At 73.1% G+C, this 22,438-nt stretch carries 19 protein-coding genes; 5 read left to right on the forward strand and 14 right to left on the reverse strand.

What is annotated here, in order from left to right:
• Nucleotides 1-57: 57 nt before the first annotated feature.
• Entirely contained in the window at nucleotides 58-1,086 is a 1,029-nt protein-coding gene (gene ruvB / locus ACLBXO_RS26870) for a Holliday junction branch migration DNA helicase RuvB (RefSeq protein ID WP_447687318.1), read from the reverse strand.
• Complete coding sequence (locus tag ACLBXO_RS26875; RefSeq protein ID WP_447687319.1) at nucleotides 1,087-1,365, reverse strand: DUF6894 family protein; 279 nt, start codon at nucleotides 1,363-1,365, stop codon at nucleotides 1,087-1,089. It lies immediately after the preceding gene.
• A gap of 236 nt (nucleotides 1,366-1,601) precedes the next feature.
• Between ACLBXO_RS26875 and ACLBXO_RS26880 the strand changes: the two genes are divergently transcribed.
• The 5 genes from ACLBXO_RS26880 (at nucleotide 1,602) to ACLBXO_RS26900 (ending at nucleotide 10,350) form a co-directional block, all read left to right on the forward strand.
• The gene (locus ACLBXO_RS26880) at nucleotides 1,602-2,702 is read left to right on the forward strand and encodes an SMP-30/gluconolactonase/LRE family protein (RefSeq protein ID WP_331316336.1); all 1,101 of its coding nucleotides are present in this window, start codon (nucleotides 1,602-1,604) and stop codon (nucleotides 2,700-2,702) included.
• 194 nt (nucleotides 2,703-2,896) lie between these two features.
• Nucleotides 2,897-3,253, forward strand: a complete 357-nt coding sequence (locus ACLBXO_RS26885; RefSeq protein ID WP_331316335.1) for a hypothetical protein — start codon at nucleotides 2,897-2,899, stop codon at nucleotides 3,251-3,253.
• Nucleotides 3,254-3,511: 258 nt separating this feature from the next.
• Complete coding sequence (locus ACLBXO_RS26890) at nucleotides 3,512-6,094, forward strand: PAS domain-containing protein (RefSeq protein WP_447687320.1); 2,583 nt, start codon at nucleotides 3,512-3,514, stop codon at nucleotides 6,092-6,094.
• A gap of 238 nt (nucleotides 6,095-6,332) precedes the next feature.
• The gene (locus tag ACLBXO_RS26895) at nucleotides 6,333-6,893 is read left to right on the forward strand and encodes a PAS domain-containing protein (RefSeq protein ID WP_447687321.1); all 561 of its coding nucleotides are present in this window, start codon (nucleotides 6,333-6,335) and stop codon (nucleotides 6,891-6,893) included.
• The gene (locus tag ACLBXO_RS26900) at nucleotides 6,874-10,350 is read left to right on the forward strand and encodes a CheR family methyltransferase (protein ID WP_447687322.1); all 3,477 of its coding nucleotides are present in this window, start codon (nucleotides 6,874-6,876) and stop codon (nucleotides 10,348-10,350) included. Before ACLBXO_RS26895 ends, ACLBXO_RS26900 begins: the two co-directional genes overlap by 20 nt.
• A 395-nt stretch (nucleotides 10,351-10,745) precedes the next feature.
• On the opposite strand, the gene ACLBXO_RS26905 is transcribed toward ACLBXO_RS26900, so the two are convergent.
• From ACLBXO_RS26905 to ACLBXO_RS26960, 12 genes are all read right to left on the reverse strand, one after another.
• Nucleotides 10,746-11,162, reverse strand: coding sequence for a DUF1236 domain-containing protein (locus ACLBXO_RS26905; protein WP_447687323.1), 417 nt, complete (start codon nucleotides 11,160-11,162; stop codon nucleotides 10,746-10,748).
• 44 nt (nucleotides 11,163-11,206) lie between these two features.
• A complete protein-coding gene (locus tag ACLBXO_RS26910) occupies nucleotides 11,207-11,437 on the reverse strand; it encodes a hypothetical protein (RefSeq protein ID WP_020096055.1) in 231 nt (76 codons plus the stop codon).
• 166 nt (nucleotides 11,438-11,603) lie between these two features.
• On the reverse strand, nucleotides 11,604-13,016 hold the full coding sequence (locus ACLBXO_RS26915; RefSeq protein WP_447687324.1) for an amidase: 1,413 nt from the start codon (nucleotides 13,014-13,016) through the stop codon (nucleotides 11,604-11,606).
• Nucleotides 12,997-13,929, reverse strand: a complete 933-nt coding sequence (locus ACLBXO_RS26920; protein ID WP_447687325.1) for a DUF1028 domain-containing protein — start codon at nucleotides 13,927-13,929, stop codon at nucleotides 12,997-12,999. Before ACLBXO_RS26920 ends, ACLBXO_RS26915 begins: the two co-directional genes overlap by 20 nt.
• A gap of 149 nt (nucleotides 13,930-14,078) precedes the next feature.
• Nucleotides 14,079-14,822 (reverse strand): ABC transporter ATP-binding protein, encoded by a 744-nt coding sequence (locus ACLBXO_RS26925; RefSeq protein ID WP_331316325.1) that lies wholly within the window; start codon nucleotides 14,820-14,822, stop codon nucleotides 14,079-14,081.
• Nucleotides 14,815-16,617, reverse strand: coding sequence for a branched-chain amino acid ABC transporter ATP-binding protein/permease (locus tag ACLBXO_RS26930; protein ID WP_447687326.1), 1,803 nt, complete (start codon nucleotides 16,615-16,617; stop codon nucleotides 14,815-14,817). The genes ACLBXO_RS26925 and ACLBXO_RS26930 overlap by 8 nt, the downstream gene beginning before the upstream one ends.
• Nucleotides 16,610-17,443, reverse strand: a complete 834-nt coding sequence (locus tag ACLBXO_RS26935; protein WP_331316322.1) for a branched-chain amino acid ABC transporter permease — start codon at nucleotides 17,441-17,443, stop codon at nucleotides 16,610-16,612. Before ACLBXO_RS26935 ends, ACLBXO_RS26930 begins: the two co-directional genes overlap by 8 nt.
• A gap of 252 nt (nucleotides 17,444-17,695) precedes the next feature.
• The gene (locus ACLBXO_RS26940) at nucleotides 17,696-18,862 is read right to left on the reverse strand and encodes a substrate-binding protein (protein ID WP_331316321.1); all 1,167 of its coding nucleotides are present in this window, start codon (nucleotides 18,860-18,862) and stop codon (nucleotides 17,696-17,698) included.
• 37 nt (nucleotides 18,863-18,899) lie between these two features.
• The gene (locus ACLBXO_RS26945; protein WP_331316320.1) at nucleotides 18,900-19,745 is read right to left on the reverse strand and encodes a nitrilase family protein; all 846 of its coding nucleotides are present in this window, start codon (nucleotides 19,743-19,745) and stop codon (nucleotides 18,900-18,902) included.
• A gap of 174 nt (nucleotides 19,746-19,919) precedes the next feature.
• Nucleotides 19,920-20,546 (reverse strand): ANTAR domain-containing response regulator, encoded by a 627-nt coding sequence (locus tag ACLBXO_RS26950; protein ID WP_331303682.1) that lies wholly within the window; start codon nucleotides 20,544-20,546, stop codon nucleotides 19,920-19,922.
• On the reverse strand, nucleotides 20,543-21,697 hold the full coding sequence (locus ACLBXO_RS26955; protein WP_447687327.1) for a transporter substrate-binding domain-containing protein: 1,155 nt from the start codon (nucleotides 21,695-21,697) through the stop codon (nucleotides 20,543-20,545). The genes ACLBXO_RS26950 and ACLBXO_RS26955 overlap by 4 nt, the downstream gene beginning before the upstream one ends.
• Before the next feature lie 109 nt (nucleotides 21,698-21,806).
• Complete coding sequence (locus ACLBXO_RS26960; RefSeq protein ID WP_447687328.1) at nucleotides 21,807-22,376, reverse strand: DNA-3-methyladenine glycosylase; 570 nt, start codon at nucleotides 22,374-22,376, stop codon at nucleotides 21,807-21,809.
• Nucleotides 22,377-22,438: the final 62 nt, after the last annotated feature.

The following is a 22,438-nucleotide window of genomic DNA, read 5'->3' on the forward strand; positions in this document are numbered from 1 at the left end:
TCCGCCGTGCGGAGGGAAGCTAGGGCCGGCCGCGGGATCCGGCAATTCGGCCGGCGCTCAGGCCGCGACCGCGGCCGCCTCGGGCTCCGGCAGGCCCAGGTGCCGGTAGGCGTGGCGGGTGAGGACGCGCCCGCGGGGGGTGCGCTGCACGAAGCCGCGCTGGATCAGGTAGGGCTCGATGATGTCCTCGATCGCGTCCCGGGGCTCCGACAGGGCCGCCCCGATCGTCTCGATGCCGACAGGACCGCCCCCGAACGCGCGCGCGATCAGGCTCAGGTACTTGCGGTCCATCACGTCGAGACCCGCCCCGTCCACGTCCAAGAGCTGCAGTGCCCGGTCGGCGATCGCCCGCGTCACCGTCTCGGCCTCCGCCACCACCGCGAAGTCCCGCACCCGCCGCAGCAGCCGCCCCGCGATCCGCGGCGTGCCCCGCGCCCGCCGGGCGATCTCGTTGGCGCCCTCCGCCGACAGGCCCAGGCCCAGCACCCGCGCGCCGCGCGCCACGATCTGCTCCAGCTCGTCGATCTCGTAGAATTCCAGCCGGATCGGGATCCCGAACCGGTCGCGCAGCGGCGTCGTCAGCAGGCCCGCCCGCGTCGTGGCGCCCACCAGGGTGAACTTCGGCAGCTCGATCTTGACCGAGCGCGCCGCCGGGCCCTCGCCGATGATCAGGTCGAGCTGGTAATCCTCCATGGCCGGGTAGAGGATCTCCTCGACCGCCGGGTTGAGCCGGTGGATCTCGTCGATGAACAGGACGTCGCGCTCCTCCAGGTTGGTGAGCTGCGCGGCCAGATCCCCGGCCTTGGCGATCACCGGTCCGGAGGTCGAGCGGACGTTCACGCCCAGCTCGCGCGCCACGATCTGCGCCAGCGTGGTCTTGCCCAGGCCCGGCGGCCCGACGAACAGCACGTGGTCGAGCGCCTGGCCGGTCTTCCTCGCCGCCTCGATGAACACCTGCATGTTCGCCCGCGCCGCGCGCTGGCCGATGAACTCGGCAAGGCTCAGGGGACGGATCGTCCGATCCGCCTCCGCGGCGGTCGCGCCCGGGACCGGTCCCGGGCGGACCGTCTTGATCGGCGCCACCATCTAGGCCGCCCTGGCGCGACCCGACGCCTTCTCGAAGGGGTGCTCGAAGGGGTGCTCGAAGGGCTGCACGAAGGGCTGCACCAGGACCCGCCGGCCCGAGAGGTCGTGCACGCTCACCCGCCACTCGGCCCAGTCGGTGCGGTTGGCCAGCGAGCGCCGCACGTCCGAGGCGACCTTCCGGGCCCGGTCGACGAGGCGGGCCGTCGCGCGGACCTCGGTGCCGCGGGCGTCGAACACGCATTCGAGGCCGTTGGTGCAGTGGAACCGGTACTTGGCCATCCCTCGCTCCTCCTCGGCCGCCCCGCGCGGCGCTCACCCTGTGTTCACTATATGTTCTGATCTCCGCCGGATCCAGCCCCGGCGAAGCGTCGCAGGTGCCTCCTGCGCGGCCTGCGCCGGATTCGCGCCGGACTCGCGCCGGACTCACGACTGCGGCCGATGGGACCGGCCCGGAACACCGCGCGTTCCGCGGGCTTACCGGGCGAGACGCTTCACCGCCGGACCGGAATCCCACCATGCGCGCCACGCTCCTCGCCCTCCTGCTGGCCGTCGGCCTGGGCACGCCCGGCCGCGCCGCCGAGGCGCCGGCCGGGTCCGACGCCCTCAAGCCGATGGTGGAATCGGACGACCTCGTCTTCAACGGCATCACCCGGTCCTCGGACGGCCGGCTGTTCTCGCCGTTCCAGCGGCAGAGCAAGGACAAGGGGATCGAGCTCGGCGAGTGGCGGGACGGCAAGGCGGTCCCGTTCCCCGACGCGGCCTGGAACGCCTGGAAGACGGGCGACGACCCGGCCAAGGCCTTCGTCGCGGTCAACGCCATCCGCATCGGCCCGGACGGGGACCTCTGGGTGGTCGACAAGGGCGCGCCCGGCATGGGCGCGGCGCCGCTGCCGGGCGGCCCGAAGCTCGTGCAGATCGACCTCGCCACGAACGCCGTGCGCAGGGTCTACCCGCTGCAGGCGGCGACCACCGAGAAGAGCTTCATCGACGATTTCCGGTTCAACGGCGGCCGCATCTACCTGACGGATGCCGGCCAGCCCGGGCTGATCGTCCTCGACCGCCAGACCGGCGGCCTGCGGCGGGTGCTCGACGGCCACTGGTCGACCATCGCGCAGCGCCCGCTGACCGGCCAGGGCCGGGTGCTCCGGGACGACAAGGACAGGCTGCTCTTCATCCACGCCGACCAGCTGGAAGTCTCGCCGGACGGCAAGACCTTCTACTACCAAGCGTGCACCGGGCCGCTCTACAGCATCGAGACCCGGTACCTCGACGACGCGTCCGTGAGCGACGACGAGCGCGCCAAGCACGTGAAGCTCCACGCCGCCACGGTGGCGACGGGCGGCACCGCCATCGACGCGGGCGGCACCATCTACGCGAGCGACACGGACGGCCTGCGGATCCTCAAGATCGCGCCGGACGGGACGATGAGCACGCTGGTCCAGGACCCGCGCCTCGTCTGGGTCGACGCGATGTGGATCGACGAGCAGGGCGGCCTGTGGATCCCGGCGGCGCAGATGAACCGCACGCCGGCGATGAGCGGCGGCGGCGCATCGGCGGTCAAGTTCCCGACGACGATCTACCGGATGCAGATCGACGCCGCGCCGCTGCGCAACTGAGGCCGGATCCGCTCGGGCTCGGCTCCGCTCGGGCTCGGCTCGGCTCGGCTCGGCTCGGCGGTGCGTTCGGCACGGGGCGCCTGACGGCGAACCCGGATCCCGGGTTACAAGTTGGATCGAGACGGGTGCCGGAGCCGAGACCGTGTCGCCAGACCCGGCACCGTCGCCCGGCACGATGATAGGATGGATCGACCATGCGCAGGATGCAGTCGTCGCGGCGGGCCGGTGCCTTCCTGGCTGCCGGCCTGATCGTCGCGCTCGCCCCGCCGGCGCGGGCCGACGCCGCCCTGGTCCTGCGGGAGACCCGGCTGCACACGCCGCCGGACTCCCACGAGCCGCAGCGGGCGATGGTCAACCTGCGCAACACCGGCCCGGACCTGGCGACGAACGTGACCGTCCTGTGCACGTTCACCGGGGCCGGCGGGGCGGTGCTCGACACGCAGCAGGCCTCGGTGCCGGAGGTCGTGGGCCTCGCCGACGTGCAAACTGAGACGATCTACTACGGCTGGCCCCGCGCGAGCGGCGCCACCTGCCGCCTCGCCGAGCCGTAGCGGGCGCCCCCATCGCCCGGGGGCGCCCGCCGGTCTCGTCGCCTTCGGGCCGGCCGACGCAGCCTTAGCGGTTTCCGCGCGTTATGGTCCGTTCCCGTAGCGTCCCAGGTCCGTTTCCGGCAGAAGGCGCCACGACCCGCCACCCTGTCGCAGCGCCAGCCCCGTGCCCGTATCACCCGCCCTCCCGGCCCCAGCGACCCGCCCCGACCGCCCCGCGCGGCCGACGGGGGACTCGGTCGCGACGCGCGGGCGCTGAGCGTGGACGAGACGGGGACCGAGGCGCTGCTGCGGCGCGCCCGCGCGCTGGAGGAGGAGGCCGCCGGACTCCGGGCGCGGGCGGCCGGCGCGGAGGGGGACGGCGACGCCCGGCCGCTCCCGCCGCCCCCCGCGGACCCGGACCGGGCCGGCTCGGCCCTCCGGGAGGCGGAGGCGCGCCTGCTGCGCGCGCAGGAGGCGGGCGGGATCGGCCTGTTCACCGTGGGGGTCGCGGACGGGCTCCTGCACCCGACCCCGCAATTCTGCCGGCTCTACGGCCTGCCGGCGCGCGACACCTACCCGGCCGAGCTGGTCGAGGCGCTGATCCTGCCGGAGGACCGGGCCCTCGTCTCGACGGCGGCGAGCCGGCGCCGCGGCGACGCCCCGCGGGACGTCGTCTACCGGATCCGGCGGCCGGATACCGGCGAGATCCGCTGGATCGCGCGGCAGGGGGAGATCGAGCGCGACGCCGCGGGGCGGCCGGTGCGGTTCTCCGGGGTCGCGCGCGACATCACCGAGCAGCGCGAGGCCCGCGACGCCCTGCGCGCCGGCGAGGAGCGCTACCGCACCCTGTTCGAGGCCATCGACGACGGCTTCTGCATCATCGAGTTCTTCGACGGCCCGCACGGCCCGCTGAGCGACTACGTCCACGTCGAGGCCAATCCCGGCTACGAGCGCCACACCGGCATCGCCGGCATCGTCGGGCGGACGCTGCGCGACCTCGTGTCGGCCGAGGACGCGGAGGCCTGGCTCGAACTCTACGGCGGCGTGCTCCGGACCGGCGTCCCGATCCGGTTCGAGCGCTTCTTCGCCCAGGCCGACCGCTTCATCGACGTCTCGGCCGCCCGGATCGGGCCGGCGAGCCGGCGCCAGGTCTCGGTGCTGTTCCGGGACATCACCGCGCGCCGGCAGGCGGAGGACGCCCTGCGCGCCAGCGAGGCGCTCGCCCGGACCAACATCGAGCGCGTGCAGCTCGCCCTCGCGGCCGGAGCCATCATCGGCACGTGGCACTGGGACCTGCCGAGCGACCGGTTCACGGTCGACGAGGGCTTCGCCCGCAGCTTCGGCCTCGACCCGGCGCTGGGCCGCGACGGCATCCCCCTCGCCCAAATCGTCGCGACCGTGCATCCGGACGACCAGCCCGGTCTGGCGGCCGCGATCAACGCGGCCGTCGCCCGCGGCGGCGCCTACGCGCACCAGTACCGGGTGCGCCGCGCCGACGGGCACTATTACTGGCTGGAGGCCAACGGCCGCGTCGACCACGCGCCCGACGGCACGCCCCTGAGCTTCCCCGGGGTCCTGATCGACGTGGACGAGCGCCGCGCCGTCGAGGCGGAGCGGGACCGCGTCACCGCGGCGCTGCGCAGCCTCAACGAGACCCTGGAGCAGCGGGTCGCCGAGCGCTCCGCCGAGCTGATGCGCGCCGAGGAGGCCCTGCGGCAGTCGCAGAAGATGGAGGCGGTCGGCCAGCTCACCGGCGGGCTCGCCCACGACTTCAACAACATGCTGGCCGGCATCGTCGGCTCGCTGGAGCTGATGCAGACCCGGATGCTGCAGGGCCGGGTCGGCGACCTCGACCGCTACATCGGCGCGGCGCAGGGCGCGGCCAAGCGCGCCGCCGCCCTGACCCACCGCCTGCTGGCCTTCTCGCGCCGCCAGACCCTCGACCCGAAGCCGACGGACGCGAACCGCCTGGTCGAGGGCATGATGGAGCTCGTCCGCCGCACGGTCGGCCCGTCGGTGGCGATCGAGTCGGTCGGGGCCGGCGGCCTGTGGCCGACGCTGGTCGACCCGAGCCAGCTCGAGAACGCGCTGCTCAACCTGTGCATCAACGCCCGGGACGCGATGCCGGCGGGCGGGCGCATCGTCATCGAGACCGCCAACCGCTGGCTCGACCACCGGGCCGCCCAGGAGCGCGAGCTGGAGCCGGGGCAGTACGTGACCCTCTGCGTCTCGGACAACGGCACCGGCATGACCCCCGACGTGGTCGCCAAGGCCTTCGACCCGTTCTTCACCACCAAGCCGCTGGGCGAGGGCACGGGCCTCGGCCTGTCGATGATCTACGGCTTCGCCAAGCAGTCGGGCGGGCAGGTCCGGATCTACTCGGAGGTCGGCCAGGGCACGATGGTCTGCCTGTACCTGCCCCGCCATCTCGGCGAGGCGGAGGCCGAGGCGAGCCTGCCGGACCTCGCCCACGCGCCCCGCGCCGAGCAGGGCGAGACGGTCCTGGTGGTGGACGACGAGCCGACCGTGCGGATGCTGGTGACCGAGGTGCTGGAGGATCTCGGCTACGCGGCGATCGAGGCGGCGGACGGCGCCTCGGGGCTGAAGGTGCTCCAGTCCGACGTGCGCATCGACATGCTCATCACCGATGTCGGCCTGCCCGGCGGCATGAACGGCCGCCAGATGGCCGATGCCGGCCGCCAGCACCGCCCGGACCTGAAGGTCCTGTTCATCACCGGCTACGCCGAGAACGCCGCGCTCAACCACGGCCATCTCGGGCCCGGCATGCAGGTGATGACGAAGCCCTTCGCCCTGGAGGCGCTCGCCACCCGCATCCGCGGCATCATCGGCGGCGAGGGCTGAGGTCCGGAGGCCGCGGGCGGCTGGTGCCCCGGAGGCACACGGCGTCGCAGGGACGCGCGGAACGGGTTCGCCGGCCCGGACGTCATTGCCATACCGCGGCGGCGCGCCCATGAGGGCGTCCTCGCGGGCGTCCTCGCGGGCACCATCGCGGGCGTGCTCGGCACGGGGCCCGTCGGGCGGGCGGCCCTGGGAGAGGATCGGCAGGACCGTGCCGAACGGAGGCGACAGGGAATCTACCGTGGACACGCAGACCATCCCGGCCGAACTCACGACCTTCTTCGAGAAATCCCACATCGCCCTGGCATTGGCCGCGGCGGGCGACGACAACGTCCTGCTCCTGGTGAACGAGCGGTTCCACCAGCTCACCGGCTACACGGGCGCGGAGGTCGTCGGGCGCAATTGCCGCCTCCTCCAGCGCGACGCCGACAACCGGGAGGCGCGGGCCAAGATCCACGCCTTCCTGGAGAACGACCGGCAGGACACGGTGCGCACGCCGATCCTGAATTTCCGCAAGGACGGGAAGCCCTTCGTCAATCTACTGTACATGTCCAAACTGAAGGCCCTGTCGGGCGAGGTGCGCTACCTTTTCGCATCCCAATTCGACGTCAGCCGCTCGCAACCCGAGTTGCTTTCCGCCTACGATGCCGAACTCGGCCGGACCCTGTCCCGGCTGACCCCGACGCTTGCGGAGAGTGGGCTCATCATCGAGGGCTCGCTGATGACGATCGCCAACACGGTCGCCACGGTCGCGCAGGCCAAGCTCACGCTCGCGGATCTCGATGCACCAGGATTTCCTTAACGCCCCCGGAGGCGAGGCCTCGGAGGTCCTGGACGGCGCCGGCACGGTGACCGCCCCGCCCTTCGCCGGCCCCGTCGTGGGCATCGGCGCCTCGGCGGGGGGGCTCGAGGCCCTGCGGGAGATGCTGGCGCGCGCCCGGCCGCCGACCGGCATGGCCTTCGTCATCGTCCAGCACCTCGACCCCAACCACGAGAGCATGCTGGCGCAGCTCCTCGACCGGCAGACCGAGCTGGAGGTGCTCCAGTGCGAGGGCGGGGAGCGGATCGCGGGCGACAAGGTCTACATCATCCCGCCGGGGCGCGGCCTCGTCATCCAGAACGGCGTCCTCGAACTCACCCACTTCGTCCAGCCGCGGGGCCTGCGCCGGCCCATCGACGACTTCTTCCTGTCGCTGGCGGTCGACCAGCAGGCCAACGCCGCCTGCGTGATCCTGTCGGGCACGGGGGCCGACGGCACGACCGGCCTGCGCGCCATCAAGGAGCACGGCGGCGTCTGCGTGGTGCAGCAGCCCGACACCGCCCGCTACGACGGCATGCCGCTCTCGGCGGTCGGGACCAGCCTCGTCGACTTCGTGCGGCCGCCGGGCGAGATCGTGGACTGCCTCACGAGCTTCTTCCGCCGCCGGGGCACCGACGCCGTCGACGACGAGGCCCGCCTCGTCGCGGACCACATCGACGACCTCTGCCGGGTCATCCGCGCGGCGGTGGGCCACGACTTCTCCGGCTACAAGCGGACCACCCTGGTCCGGCGGGTCGAGCGGCGCATGCACGTCCTCGGGCTCGACTCCGCCCGGGCCTATCTCGGCCGCGTCCGGGCCGACAAGGCCGAGTGCGAGGCGCTGTTCCGCGACCTCCTCATCAACGTCACCCGCTTCTTCCGCGACGCCGAGCTGTTCGAGATCCTGCGGGAGCGGGCGGTGGAGCCGCTGCTGCGCACCCGCGACCCCGAGGAGGACATCCGGGTCTGGATCCCGGGCTGCTCCAGCGGCGAGGAGGCCTACAGCATCGCCATGCTGTTCGCCGACGCCGCCCGCCGCCTCGGCCTGCCGCCGGCGGTCCAGATCTTCGCCACCGACATCGACGAGCGCATGCTCCAGATCGCCCGGGAGGCGACCTACCCGGCCGCCGCGCTCGCCGACATCCCGGCCCACATGCGGGAGCGCTACATCGTCCCGCACGCCGAGCGCTTCACCGTCGCGGCCGAGATCCGCGACCTGATCCGCTTCTCCAGCCACAGCCTGGTCAAGGACCCGCCCTTCTCGCGGGTCGACCTCCTGTCCTGCCGCAACCTGCTGATCTATTTCGACGAGCGCCTCCAGCAATCGGTGGTGCCGCTGTTCCACTACGCGGTCCGGCCGGGGGGCTACCTGTTCCTCGGCCCCTCGGAGAGCGTCAGCCGGTTCGAGCACCTGTTCCCGGTCATCGACCAGCACGCCCGCCTGTTCGAGCGTCCGCCGGGCGCGCCGCAATACCCGATCGACCTGCCCGGGAGCGCCCGGCGCGGCGAGACCCGGCGCGGCGGCCGCGAGGAGCGGCGCGGCGAGCCCTCGATCGCCGACGAGACCGTGGCGGTGCGCCGCGTCATGGAGCGCTACGCCCCGCCCAGCATGGTGCTCAACGAGGATGGCGGCATCATCGCCGCCTACGGCCGCCTGAGCCGCTACTTCGACTTCCCGGTGACCCGGACCGGCGGCACCAGCGCGATCACCCTGGCGCGCCCGGGCCTGCGCGACGTGATCGGGCCGCTGCTCCGCCAGACCCGCGACGCGCGCAAGCGCGTGGTCGTCCGCGACGTGGAGATCCGCTCGGAATACGGCGTCCAGCCGGTGGAGCTGATCTGCGATCCCCTGCCCGACGGCTCGATGCTCCTGGTCCTGCGCGACACCGGCGCCTTCCGGGCGGCGGACGACCTCGACCTGATCGAGATGGATGCCGGCGGCGACCACGTCGAGGCGCTGGAAGAGGAGCTGCTGCGCACGCGCTACAAGCTGCGCTCGGCGGTCGAGGAGCTGGAGACGACGAACGAGGAGCTGAAGAGCTCCAACGAAGAAATGATGTCGATGAACGAGGAGCTCCAGTCGACGAACGAGGAGCTGTCCACGGTCAACGACGAGCTGAAGACCAAGGTCGAGCAGCTCACCATCGCCAATGCCGACCTGCGCAACTTCTTCGAATCCACCGACCTCGCCGTCGTGGTGCTCGACCGCGAGTTGAAGGTGCGCAGCTTCACCACGTCGGCCACCACGATCTTCCCGCTGCAGCCGGGCGATCGCGGCCGCCCCCTCGCCGACGTGTCGAGCCGGCTCGCCGGGCACGAGTACCTGCACGACGCCCAGGAGGTCTGCGCCGGCGGCTCGGTGATCCAGCGGCGCGTCGCCACCCGGGACGGGGAGCGCACCCTCTCGCTGCGGGTGCTGCCCTACCGCCTGCAGAACGGCAGCGTCGACGGCGCCACCCTGGTGCTCACCGACATCACCGAGGCGCTGTCGCTGGAGCGCCAGCTCGCCGCGGAGCGCGAGCGGCTGGAACTGGCCGTGAAGGCCGGGGGCATCGGCGTCTGGGAGTACAGCCCCGATGCCGGGACCGTCGTGGTCGACAGCACCGCCGGCACGATGTTCGGCCTCGCGCCCGACGCCCCGCACCCGACCGCCTCCCTGGCGGCCAGCGTGCTGCCCGAGGACCGTCCCGGCTTCGAGGCGGCGCTCGCCCAGGCGGCGCACGGGCTGGACGAGTTCGAGGCGCGCCTCCGCGTGCGCGCCGCCGACCACGCGCCGCGGCACATCCGCAGCTACGGGCGCCTGACCCGGAGCGGCGACCGGAAGCGGATCGTCGGCGTCTGCATCGACGTGTCGCCCGAATACGCGCTCGCCGAGACCCGCGACCTGATGCTGCGGGAGATGAACCATCGGGTGAAGAACCTGTTCGCGATCATCGGCGGCATGATCTCGGCGGGCGCCCGCACGCACCGGGAGATCGGCGTCTTCGCCACCGACATGCGCGACCGCATCTCGGCCCTCGGGCGGGCGCATTCCCTGGCCGACCCGTCCGACGGCCAGGGCATGAGCGACCTCGCGGGCCTGATCGGCGCGACCCTGCGCCCGTACCGCGACCACGTCCCCACGGTGATCGAGGGTCCCCTCGTGGCGATCAACTGGCGGCACGTGTCGTCGCTGGCGATGATCCTGCACGAGTGGGCGACGAACTCGGTGAAGTACGGCGCGCTCGGGTCCGACGACGGCGCGCTGTCGGTCACCTGGGACCGGCAGGCGGAGGGGCTCGTCCTGGACTGGTGCGAGCGCGTGGCCCGCGTGGCCGAGCCGCGGCCGGGCCGGGGCTTCGGCACCCTGCTGGTGGAGATGTCCCTGCGCCAGCTCGAGGCGCGCGTGACGCGCAGCCACGACGCGTCGGCCTACCGGATCACCCTGCACCTGCCGGAACTGGTGCTCACGCGGGGGTGAGGCGGCGGCCGATCCCGCCGCGACCGGCAGCGCGCCCGCGGCGGGGCCGGCGGATCCGCGCGTCCGTGTCGGCAGCGGCTTCAGGACCGGCCGCGGGTCCCCTCTCCCGTGCGGGAGAGGGACAGGGTGAGGGATGCGGCCTCACCGAGAAAGTCTCGACCTCGGCTGAACGGCGACGGGGCGCTCGATCCTGATCCTTCTCGTCCCTCACCCCGGCCCTCTCCCGCCCGGGAGAGGGGGTCCGTCGCGCCCCGCCTCCAGCGCCCGTGCCCGCGCGAGACGCGCGAGCTCGTCTCCTCGTCCGGCACGGCCCGCCACACGCGCGACGGCCCGCCCGGCGATGCCGAACGGGCCGTCCTGCCTGGCGGAGCGCCGGGATCCCGGCGCCTACCCGATCAGTCGATGACTTCGACGATGCGGTGGCCGCGATCGACCAGGACGGGCTGGTCGTTCACGACGGTGTAGCGGTAGCCCGGCCGCACCCGGTACTCGGTGGGCACGTCGTAGTAGGTGACGCTGTCCTCCGGCAGCACGGTGCCGACCCGGACCGGGCCGCCCCAGCTGTACGAGCGCACGCCGCGGTCGCGGACGTAGCTGCGGAACCGCGGGCGGTCGTCGACGCCCAGGATGCCGCCCACCGTGCCGGTCGCCGCGCCGACCGCGCCGCCGACGATGCCGCCGACCGGGCCGGCCGCATCGGCGCCGACCGCCGCACCCTCGGCCGCGCCCCGCAGGGTGCCCTGCGCCTGGGCGGCCACCGGGAGGGCGAGGAGGCCGGCCGTCGCCAGCGACAGAAGTAGCTTGTTGGTCATGCTGAGATCTCCAGGGTCGTCAGGGCGTCGCTGTCCGCCGCGGATCAGTTGCAGCCTTCCTTGTGGACGGTCTTGGAGTTGCCCATGCCGTCCTCCTTGTGGACGGTCTTGGAGCCGCAATCGACGCTGCCGGTGGTGACCTCGCGCTTCTCGACCACGGTGTCGCGGTGGTCGACGACGGCGGGCCCGTCCCGGCGGATGACGGTGGTCTCCTCAGCGCTCGCGGCGCCGCACAGGGCCGCGAACAGGGCGCCCGAGAGGATGATGGTGCGCATAGATAGCCTCCTGACTTCAATCGAAGCCAGCAACGGCAGCGGCGGAGAAAGGGTTCCACGCGCATTGATCGGTAGATCACGCGGATATTCGCGAAGCAGCACGGTATTGGTTGTGTACAATCGACCGCCCCGGTCCCGCACAGCCGCGCGGGACCGGGGCGGCGCCTCAGCCGGCCAGGGGCGGCACCCGGGACCACCACGCGTGCGCCCGCTCGTACTGGTGGGCGACGCGCAGGATCTCGGCCTCGGCGAAGGGCCGGGCGGCGATCTGGAGGCTGATCGGCAGGCCGCGCCGGTCGAAGCCGCAGGGCAGCGCGAGTGCCGGCAGGCCCGCGAGGTTGAACGGGTAGGTCAGGCGCCAGGAGGCCGCCAGCACGCTCTCGGCGCGCCCGCCGAGCGTCACCGCGGACTCGTCCGCCCGCCACGCGGTCAGCGGCGAGGCCGGCCCGACGATCACGTCGGCCTCGGCCAGGACGGCGGCCATCTCGTCCATGATCAGGGCCCGCACCCGCTCGGCCCGCAGGTAGTCCGGCCCGGTCACGAGCCGGCCCATCTCCACGAGGTCGCGGACGTCGGCGGCGAAGCCCGCCACGTGGCCCCGGGCGAGGTTGCGGTCGTGGTAGGCGGTCGAGGAGGCGAGCTCGATGGCGTAGATGGCGCCGAGGCCGTGGCGCAGGGACGGCACCGCGACGTCGCGCACCGCGCAGCCCCGGTCTTCGAGGAAGCGGAGCGCCGCCTCGACGGCGTCGGCGACGTCGTCGTCGACCGCGTCGAAGAAGTGGTTGCGGATCACCGCGACCCGCAGGCCCCGGATCGGGCGGTCGAGCCCGGCCGTGTAGTCGGGGACCGGCGCCGCGCTGGCCGCGGGATCGCCGGCATCCGGGCCGGCGAGGGCCTGCAGCAACAGGGCGGAATCGGCGACCGTGCGGGTCAGCGGCCCGGCATGGTCGAGGGACCAGGAATGCGGCACGATCCCCGACCGGCCGACCCGGCCGTAGGTCGGCTTGAGTCCGACGACCCCGCACAGGGCGGCCGGGATCCGGATCGAGCCGCCCGTGTCCGAGCCGAGCGCGGCCGGGCAGAGGCGCGCCGCGACCGCCGCGCCGGAGCCGCCGCTGGAGCCGCCGGGCACCCGGTCCGGATCCCAGGGGTTGCGGGTCGGCGGCGTGACCATGCCCCAGGCGAATTCGTGCATCCGCGTCTTGCCGAGGATCACCGCGCCGGCCGCCCGCAGCCGCGCCACGGCGTGGCTGTCGGCCGCCGGGAAGGTCAGGGCCTCCACCGCCGTGCCGGCCCGGGTCGGCATGTCGGCCGTGGTGTAGTTGTCCTTGACGGCGATCGGGATGCCGTGGAGCGGGCTGCGCGGACCCGTCCGGGCGATCTCGGCATCGGCCGCGCGCGCGGCGTCGAGGGCCGCGGCCGGGAGGTGGACGAAGCTGCTCAGGGTACCGTCGAGCCGCGCGATCCGGTCGAGGCAGGCGCCGACGAGCTCGGCGCTCGACACTTCCCGCGCCGCGATCCGGCGCGCGAGCTCGGTGATCGGCGCCTGCCAGAGGGCGTCAGTCGCGGCGGTCGTCATGGGGCACCCGGCGGTAGGGGAGCGTCGGATCGAACACGACCGGCGGGTGGATGTCCGCGAGGTCGAGGTCGCGCAGCCGCGCGATCTCGGCGAGCACCGGCGCGAACTGAGCCAGCAGGTGCGCGACTCGCGCAGGGTCCTGGCGCAGGCCGATCACGTCGCGCAGCAGGTCGGGGGCTGCAGCCCCGGCAGCGCCCGGTCGCTCGGCGGGGGGCCTGAGCAGCATCGCCACGACGTCGTCCGGCAGGGCACCGGCCGGGCCGTCCTTCCGGGGCATGCCGGCCACGAACGGCACGAGCTGACGGCGGGCGACCGCCAGGACGCGGCGCAGCTCGGCGACGGGCTCCGCGTGCTCGTCGACCCGCAGGTCGAGGAGCGGGTAATCCTCGCCGGCGACGATCGTGAGCGCCGCCGACTGCTTGCCGCGCCGGTCGCCGCCGGCCGCGTCGCCGGCCTCCAGGGCGCGCATCAGCCGCTCGTCGAGATCCCGGGCGGCGCTCCCCGCGAACGCCTCCGCCATGGCGTCGATCACGCCCGGCCCGGCGAGCATGTTGCCCTGGACGGCGAAGCCCGCCCCGGTGCGGTGGCCGGCCTCTGCCGTGCAGCCGGCGCCGGTCCAGGCGGCGGCCCGCCCCTGCCCGTCGACGAGGCCGAGCTGGCGCAGGTCCGGCCGGTCGTCGGTGGCGAGCGCCGCCGCCAGCGCGGCGTCGGGATCCTGCCCGCCGGCCAGCCCGTCGAGGATGCGGGCGGCGAGGTAGGGGTTCACCCAGGACTGGGTGGTGACGGCCCCGATCCCGGCCCTGAGGAACGGGCACAGCCCGCCCACCGCCGGGACGGCGCTCGCCACCGCGACGCCGAGCTGGCCGGTGCGCGGGCAGCGGGCGGCGATCGAGAAGGTGTTGAGTTCTCTCATGCGCTTACGGCTTCCTCCTCCCTGCTCCCGATCCACCACCGTCTCTGCGAGCGCAGCGAAGCCATCCAGCAGCGCTCCGTCCGGGAGCGTGGCGCGACCCCGGGTCGCTTCGCTGCGCTCGCGATGACGGTGGCGGATCCGGGCCGACCTCACACCGCCAAGTGATCGATGACGCGCGCCTGCGCGTCCGGTACCCGGGCGGGACCGCTGTCGACGATCTCGCCGAGCTTGAGCACCGCGTAGCGGTCGGCGAGCGCCAGCGCGAAGGCGACGTGCTGCTCCACCACCAGCATGGACACGCCCGAAGCCCGCTCGGCCTCGAGCACGCCGCGCAGGCGCTCGACCATCGAGGGCTGCACGCCCTCGGAGATCTCGTCGATCAGCAGGAGGCGCGGGCGCAGCATCAGGGCGCGCCCGAGGATCAGCATCTTCTGCTCGCCCCCCGAGAGGGTGCCGGCCCGCTGGGCCAGCCGGTCCTTCAGGAACGGGAAGTGGCCGAACAGCCGCTCCAGCGCCTCCGGCAGCATCCGGTCGGCGGGCACCGCGAGGCGCAGGTTGTCGCGGATCGACAGGTCCTGGAACAGGGGCTGCTCCTGCGGCGCGTAGCCGACGCCGAGCGCGTTGAGCTTGGCCGGCGTGAGGCCGGCGAGCGCCTGGCCCCCGACCGTGACGGCGCCGCCGCGCAGGGCCACCATCCCCAGGACGGTCTTGAGCAGGGTGGTCTTGCCCATGCCGTTCTTGCCCAGCAGCGCCACGATCTCCCCCGGCCCGACCGAGAGGGACACGTCCCTCACGATGGAGACGGCGCCGTAGCCGCTCGACACCCGGTCGAGGGCGAGGGCGGCCCCCGCCGGCGCGATCTGCCGTGCTGCCCGCCGCGCTGCCTCACCCATGGCCGCCTCCCGAATAGATGGTCCGGACCAGTTCCGAGCCGACGACGTCCTCGACCGTGCCGTCCAGGACCAGCCGGCCCTGGTGCAGCACCACGATCCGGGACGAGATCTCGCGCACGAAGTCGAGGTCGTGCTCGACCAGCACGGCGGCGATCCGGCCCTCGGCCGTGAGCGCCTTGAGGACGGTCCCGATGGTGGTGCGCTCGGCCTTGGTCAGGCCGGCGGTGGGCTCGTCGAGCAGGATCAGCCGCGGCTCCAGCGCGACCACCATGGCGAGTTCCAGCGCCTGCTTCTGGCCGTGCGACAGGAGGCGCGTCGGCCGGGTCAGCAGGCGATCGAGGCCGGTCATGCGCAGGACGTCGAGGGCCGGCTGCGGCAGGCCCAGCGTCTCCGCCTGCCCGACCGGGCTCAGGCCGTCGCGGGACGCCCGGGCGAGTCGCAGGCAGTCGGCCACCGACAGGCTCTCGAACACGCTCGCCACCTGGAACTTGCGCCCGACCCCGAGGCCGACGATCCGGTTCGGCGTCAGCCCGGTGATCGGCGTGCCGCCGATGGCGATCGCGCCCTTGAACGGCTCGGTGCCGTCGCTGAGGCAGCGCATCAGCGTGGTCTTGCCGGCGCCGTTGGGCCCGACGAGGCTGACGAGCTCGCCCGCCCGGATCTCCAGGTCGATGCCCTCCAGAACCGTCAGGGCGCCGTAGGCCTTGGCGAGGTTCTCGACCTTGAGGATCGGGAGCCCGGTCCCGGTCGGCTCCGACCCGGCCGCCCGCGCGGCGAGGCGCGGCGGCGCGGCCTCCCGCCGGCCCGCCGGCAGCGCCCGCCACAGGCGGCCGACGAGGTCGGCGAGGCCGCCCGGCAGCAGGATGATGATGGCCACGAAGGCCGTGCCCAGGAGGAGCTGCCAGAGGAACGGCAGGTCGCCCGACAGGTTCGCCGCGAGGTAGTCGATGGCGACGGTGCCGAGCACCGGGCCGAGCAGCGTGCCGCGGCCGCCGAGCGCCACCCAGATCACCAGCTCGGTGCCGAACAGGAAGCCGGCATTCTCGGGCGCGACGACGCCCGAGGCGTTGGCGAACAGGAAGCCCGCGAGCCCTGCCACGGCGGCGAGCGACGCGGTCAGGCGGATCTGCAGGCGCCGCGGGTTGAGGCCGAGATAGGCGCAGCGCGCCTCGTTGTCCCGCAGCGCCACGAGGGCGCGGCCGGCATCGGCCCGGACCAGGATCCAGGCCGCCAGGGTGACGACGATCAGGAACAGCGCCGCGAGGCGGAAATAGCCCTCGATCTCGAAGGGCAGGACGTCGAAGCCGACGAGGCCGCTGCTGGAACCGGTCCATTCCCCGCCGGAGTAGATGAGCTGCACCACGACGATCGGGACGACCAGCGAGATGACCGAGGCGTAGAGCGGTGTCGAGCGGTGGTAGAAGGACAGCCAGCCGACCGCGAGGCCGAGCAGGGCCGGCGCGACCAGCGCCGCCGCGACCGCCGCGGCGATTCCCAGCGGCGTCGCCCCGTAGGCGGCGAGGATCATCGCGGTGGCGTAGGCACCGATGCCGAAGAACGCCGCCTGCCCGAAGGTCAGGATCCCTGCGAAGCCCCAGAGCAGGTCCACCGTGACGGCCAGCACGGCGTAGATCATGGAGCGGGTCAGGACGTTGACCGCGAAGGTGTCGAGGAAGAGCGGCGCGATCCAGAGGGCCAGCGCCGCCAGGGCCGCGACCACGAAGGGCGCGGCGCGGGACAGGCGGCGTCCGGGCGCCGCGGTGGCGCGCTCGGCGACGGGCAGGGTCTCAAGCACGGGAGAAACCTTTCGGGCTGATCCGCAGCACGAGGGCGGCGAGCACCGCGACGGCGATGCTGCCCAGGATCGGGCTCACGAAGGTGCTGATCAGGACCTGCGCGGCCCCGAAGACGAGGCAGGCCGCCGCGAGCGCCACGTACGAGGCGTCGGCGACCATCACCAGCATGAAGGCGCCGATCAGCCAGGAGACGCCCATGTTCGGATCGACGCTGGTGAGCGGCGTCAGCAGGACGCCCGCGAGCCCCGCGAAGCCGGCGCCGAGCATGAACACGACGAGGCGCACGCGGCCCGTGTCGATGCCGAGGCTGCGCGCCAGGGTCTCGTTCATGATCACCGCCCGGGCCGAGAGGCCGAGCCGGGTCCGCTCGATGGTGAGCGCGAACAGCGTGCCGATCGCCAGCGCGATGCCGAGCGCCACGAGGCGGTAGGCCGAGTAGTCGACGCCGAGGACCTCGACGGTCCCGGCGTAGAGGTTCGGGGTGAGCTGAACGTCCCGGCCGAAGGCCAGCGTGATGAGCTGGCCGACCACGATGCCGAGCCCCCAGGTGGCGAGGATCGCGTCGAGGGGCCGCCGGTAGAGCGGGCGGATGATGAAGTGCTCGGCGAGCCCGCCGAGCGCCGCGCCGACGATGAAGGCGAGCGGCAGGGCCAGCCACGGATTGAGCCCGAGCCGGGCGGTCACCACCGCGCAGTAGGCGCCGACCGTCAGCCACGCCCCGTGGGCGAAGTTGATGATCTTGAGCACGCCGAAGATCGCCAGGAGGCCGATCGAGACGATGAACAGGATCGCCGCCGTGGTCAGGATGTCGAGGGTGAGCAGCATCTGGGTTTCCGGGTGCGCGGGAACGGCAGAGGGCGCGGCGGGTGACGACGCGCCTCCTGCCCCGCGGAGGCTACGGTGATCACGGATCTCCGGTGGACACCGGCGGTGGTGGCAGGGCGCGACCTGCTCCCTCTCCCGTCCGGGAGAGGGGACCCGCGCTTCGTCTCGCAGCCGCGCAGCGGGGACAGCAGCGTGGATCCGGCAGCCTCGACGGGCGATGGAGATCTTCGGATCCCCCGGCCCCGGCCCTTCTTACTGCAGCTTCGGGCACTGCGCGCCGGGATCGACGTCCTTGAAGGTGCCGGCGACCTTCACGGTGCCGTCCTTCTGGATCTGGCCGAGATACATCGTCAGCGGCGCGTGGTGCTGCTTGTTCATGGCGATCGTGCCGCGCGGCCCGGTGAAGCTCACGCTCGGCAGCGCCTCGAGCACCTTGGCGGTCTCGGTCCCGCCGGCCTTCTCGACGGCGGCCTTGTAGAGGTAGATCGCCTCGTATTCCGGCACCGAGAGGTCGTTCGGGGTGCGCAGCTCGGCGCCGAACTTCTTCTGCATCGCCGCCAGGAAGGCCTTGTTCTCTGGGCTGTCGATCCCGGTGACGTAGGAGGCCGAGAGGTAGACGCCCTCGGCGTCAGCGCCCATGCTCTTGGCGGTGCCCTCGTCCAGCGCGAGGTTGGCGAAGGGCAGCGACACGCCCGCGCCGCGCAGCTGCTTGGTCAGCGTCACGTTCGGCGCGCCGCCCGCGGTCGAGGTGATCAGCGCGTCGGGCTTGGCCTCCTTCAGCTTGGAGATGATCGCCGTCCAGTCGCTGCCGTCCATCGGCAGGTACTCCTCGCCGACCACCTTGCCGCCGGTCTTCTCGACGTAGCTCTTGGCGAAGCCCAGCATGCCGCGGCCGAAGGCGTAGTCGCTGCCGATCAGGAAGTAGGTCTTGGCGCCCTTCGCCTTGAAGGCGTCCACCACCGGCGGCACCTGCTGCTCGGGTACCCAGGCATCCACGAACATGTTCTTGTTGCAGGAATGGCCCTCGTAGAACGAGGTGTAGATGTACGGCACCCGGCCCTTTGTGACGGCGGGCAGGCCGGCGTTGCGGGCCGCGCTCGTCTCCATGGAGATCAGGACGTCGACCTTCTTCTGGTAGATCAGGCTGTCGAAGGCCTTCTGGGCGCCGGCTGCCCCGGAGGCGTCGTCGGCCACCTCCAGGACGAGCTTGCGGCCGAGCACGCCGCCCTTGGCGTTGATCTCCTCCACGGCCAGCTCGGCCGACTGCACCACCGAGGGGGCGACGACGCTGTTGGCGCCCGACAGGCCGATCGGGATGCCGATGACGATCGGCTTGCCGTCGGCGGCCTGCGCGGCCGTGGCGGCCTGTGCGGCGGCGAGGGCGAGCGCCGCGGCGCCGACGAGGGACCATTTCACCATGAACGAACTCCTTGGATGACGACGGTGCGAAGCGGACTCAGCCGTAGATGTCGGCGCGGCGGTCGCGCAGGAGCGAGTTGAACGCGTTGAGGTCCTTGCGGCCGGCCTCCGCGAGGTCGACCAGCGCCGAGACCGTCTCGGTGCGGTCCCGGCTCGCCGGGCCGGCGAGCGGCCAGCCCTTGGGGCCGATGATCAGGCTCTGCCCCTCGAAGGGCTGGCCGCGCTCGATCCCGACCCGGTCGGCGCAGGCGATGAAGATCCCGTTCGAGTGGGCGGCGGCCCGGTGCAGGGTGTTGGCCATGGCGGCCTCGCCCGCGGGCTGGTCGGGCATCGGCACCCAGTTGGTCGGGATGCAGACGATCTCGGCGCCGGCGAGCGCGAGCTGCCGGAAGGTCTCGGGGAACCAGCCGTCGTAGCAGATCGCGACGCCGACCTTGCCGAGCGCGGTGTCGAAGACCGGGAAGCCGAGATCGCCCCTGGCGAAAAACACGTTCTCCCGGTCCCAGAGATGCGCCTTGCGGTAGGTGCCGATATAGCCCTCCGGCCCGACGATCACGGCGGCGTTGTAGAGGACGTCGCCGGCGGATTCGGCGATCCCCGCCACGATGTGCACGCCGAGTTCCGCGGCGAGCGCCGCCCAGGCGCGGGTCGTCGGTCCGTCCGGCACCGGCTCGGCCAGGGCGGCGGCCTCCGCGGCGGATTCGAACACGTAGCCGGTGCTGGCGAGTTCCGGCAGCACGATCAGCCGGCCGCCCTCGGCGGCGGCCGCGCGGACGCGGTCGGAGGCTCGCGCCAGATTCGCCGCCACCGCGCCGAATTCCGGCTCGCACTGGATGCAGGAGACCCGGATCGGCGGGCGCGCGGGATCGTTCGCTTGGACCATGAAAGCTCCAAAACGCAAAAAGCCCCTGGGCGCAGACAAGATCGTCCGCGAACCAGAGGCTTCAAAGCCGTGATGTCGTGCAGCACTGCTGCTGCGGGGCAACCTTGCCCGGTAAGATTACGATACGCGCCGCACTCCGGACCGCAAGACCATAAATGCGGCAGGCTGCTGCGATCAGGTCTTTTCCGCCAACGCGATGCGCAGGCCGAGACCGCTCATCGCCTCGTGGGCCGAGACCACGCTCTCGGCCACGCTCGCCATCGGCACCCGGGCGGCGGTGGCCCGGTCGCGGAGCATCTTGTAGGCGGCGTCCTCGTCGATCCGGTTCAGGTCCACGAGCAGCCGGACCGCCTTCTCGACGGTGCGGCGGCCCTTCATGGTCTCCTCCAGCCGGTTGATCTTGCTGGTCAGCCGCCCCTCGTAGCCGCGCCGGTAGCGGGCCAGGGCGAACTGGGTGAGCACGCCCCGCGGGTGGAGCGGCTTGTTGAGCACGCCGTGGGCGTTGACGTCGGCGATCGCCTTCAGCGAGGTCGGGCTCTCGTAGGCCACGATGGCGATGACCGCCGGCTCGATCGCCTCGATCGACGGCAGCAGGTGCATCACCTGGGCGTCGTCGAGCTGGATGAACAGCGTGTCGATGTCGGCCGGCAGGGCGGCGGGCGGCGGCCACGCCAGGGAGACCGCGCAGCCGAGGCGGCGGAGCTGCTCCAGCAGCGCGGCGCCCTCCTCGTCCCGGGGATGGATGACGAGGGCGCGGGCGCGCCGCAGGTCGTCCAGGATCTTGCGGGCGGGGCCGGTCACGCGGCGAGCCCCTCCTCCAGCCAGTTCGTCTCGAACCGGGACCACGCGAGGTACGGGTCGGGCCGCACCGGCCGCCGCGCCCGCCAGACCACGTCGAACTGCCCGTCCGCGCGGGCGACGCCGATGCCGGGCGTGAGCCAGATGTGGCGCGTCTCGCCGTCGAAGGCGAGCTCGCCCTCCGGCGCCGCGAGGCGCTGGCGCAGGGCCGCCGCGCCGAGGCGCTCGGCGTCGAGGGTGCCGGCCTCCGCGAGCGCCCGGGCGAAGAGGTGGACCTGCGCGTAGGCGGTCTCCGACCACATGCTGGTGGGGCGCTCGGCCCCGAACCGGGCCTGGAAGGCGGCGACGAAGCGCCGGTTCTCCTCGCCGGGCAGCGCCCCGAAATAGGGCGCCGCCAGGACGTGGCCGGTGCAGTGCTCGGGGCCGATCGCGCGGATCTGGCCCTCCGCCAGGGTCAGGCTGGCGATCGGGCAGCGGGCGCGGTCGATGCCGGAATCCGCGTAGGCGCGGTAGAGCCGCTCGGCGCCGCGCCCGACCACGGTGGAGAAGACCGCGTCCGGAGCGGCGTCGCGGATCGCCGCGATCATGGCGGCGTGGGCCGCGTCGTCCGCGTCGAGGGCCGCGTACAGCTCGCCCACGATGGCCCCGCCCTTCGCCTCGATCAGGTCGCGCATGACCCGGTTCGATTCCCGCGGGTAGATGTAGTCGGACCCGATCAGGAAGATCCGGTTGCCGTGCTCCTGCAGCAGGTAGTCGGCCAGGGCGAAGACGTTCTGGTTGAGGGTCGCCCCGGTGTAGATGATGTTCTCCGAGTACTCGAAGCCCTCGTAGATCGACGGGTACCAGAGCAGGCCGTTGTGCCGCTCCACGGTGGACATGACCGACTTCCGGCTCGCCGAGAGCGAGCAGCCGAACACCACCTCGACCCCGTCCTCGGCGAGCATCCGCCGGGCCAGGGTGCGGTAGGCGTCGGTGTCGCCGGCGGGGTCGTAGCAGATCGGCTCGATCGGCCGCCCGAGCACGCCCCCGGCCCGGTTGATCTCCTCGATCGCCAGGGCGGTGCCGAGGAAGTGCTCGGTCTCGGTGATGCCGCTCACCCCGCTGCGGGAGAACAGGACGCCGACCCGCCACGTCGCTTCATCCCTGGCCGCCATGGTTCCCCCGGGCTCGCCGCAGGCGCCCGGAGGGCTGCGTGCCCCGCTGTCCTAGCCGAGGGAGCACCCGCTGCGAAGGCTCCCCGACCCGCACGCGCGGCGGGCGCCCTCACCCGGCGGCCGTCCGCGCCGGCCGGCTCACGAACCGGGAGCCGGCGAGCAGGAAGCGCCACGGCGTCTCGGCGCCGCGGGTGATGCCGATGCGCCGGTCCCTCACCACCGCGACGGCCCCGGAATCGCCCGCATCGCGGGGCTCGAACCGGAACGGCGCCCGCGCGAGGGGCGCCCCGTCCAGCGCGTCCGTGACGCCGAGGGCCTGGCAGAGGCGGCCGGGGCCGGCGCAGAGGAGGCGCGGATCCTCCAGGCCGCGGCGCGCCCGCATGGCGGGCAGCCCCTCGGTCGGCGCGAGGGCCCGGAGCAGCACGGCGCTGCCGGGCTCGCAGACGAGGTTCAGGCACCAGTGCATCCCGTAGGAGCGGTACACGTAGGCGTGGGCCGGCGGGCCGAACATGCTGGCGTTGCGCCGGGTCGGGCCGCGGAAGCTGTGGGAGGCCGGATCGGTGCTGTCGTAGGCCTCCGTCTCGACGATGATCCCGCCGGCCGCGCCGACGAACAGGCGGGCGCCGATCAGGTCGGAGGCCACCGCGGCGGCGCCGCGGGCGAAGAAGGTGTCCAGCATCGGGTCTCCGGCGCGGGCGGCCCGCGCGATCGGCGTCGCCGGGATCCCGCGGATCGAGGGCG

The sequence above is a fragment of the Methylobacterium sp. C33D genome, assembly GCF_053345825.1.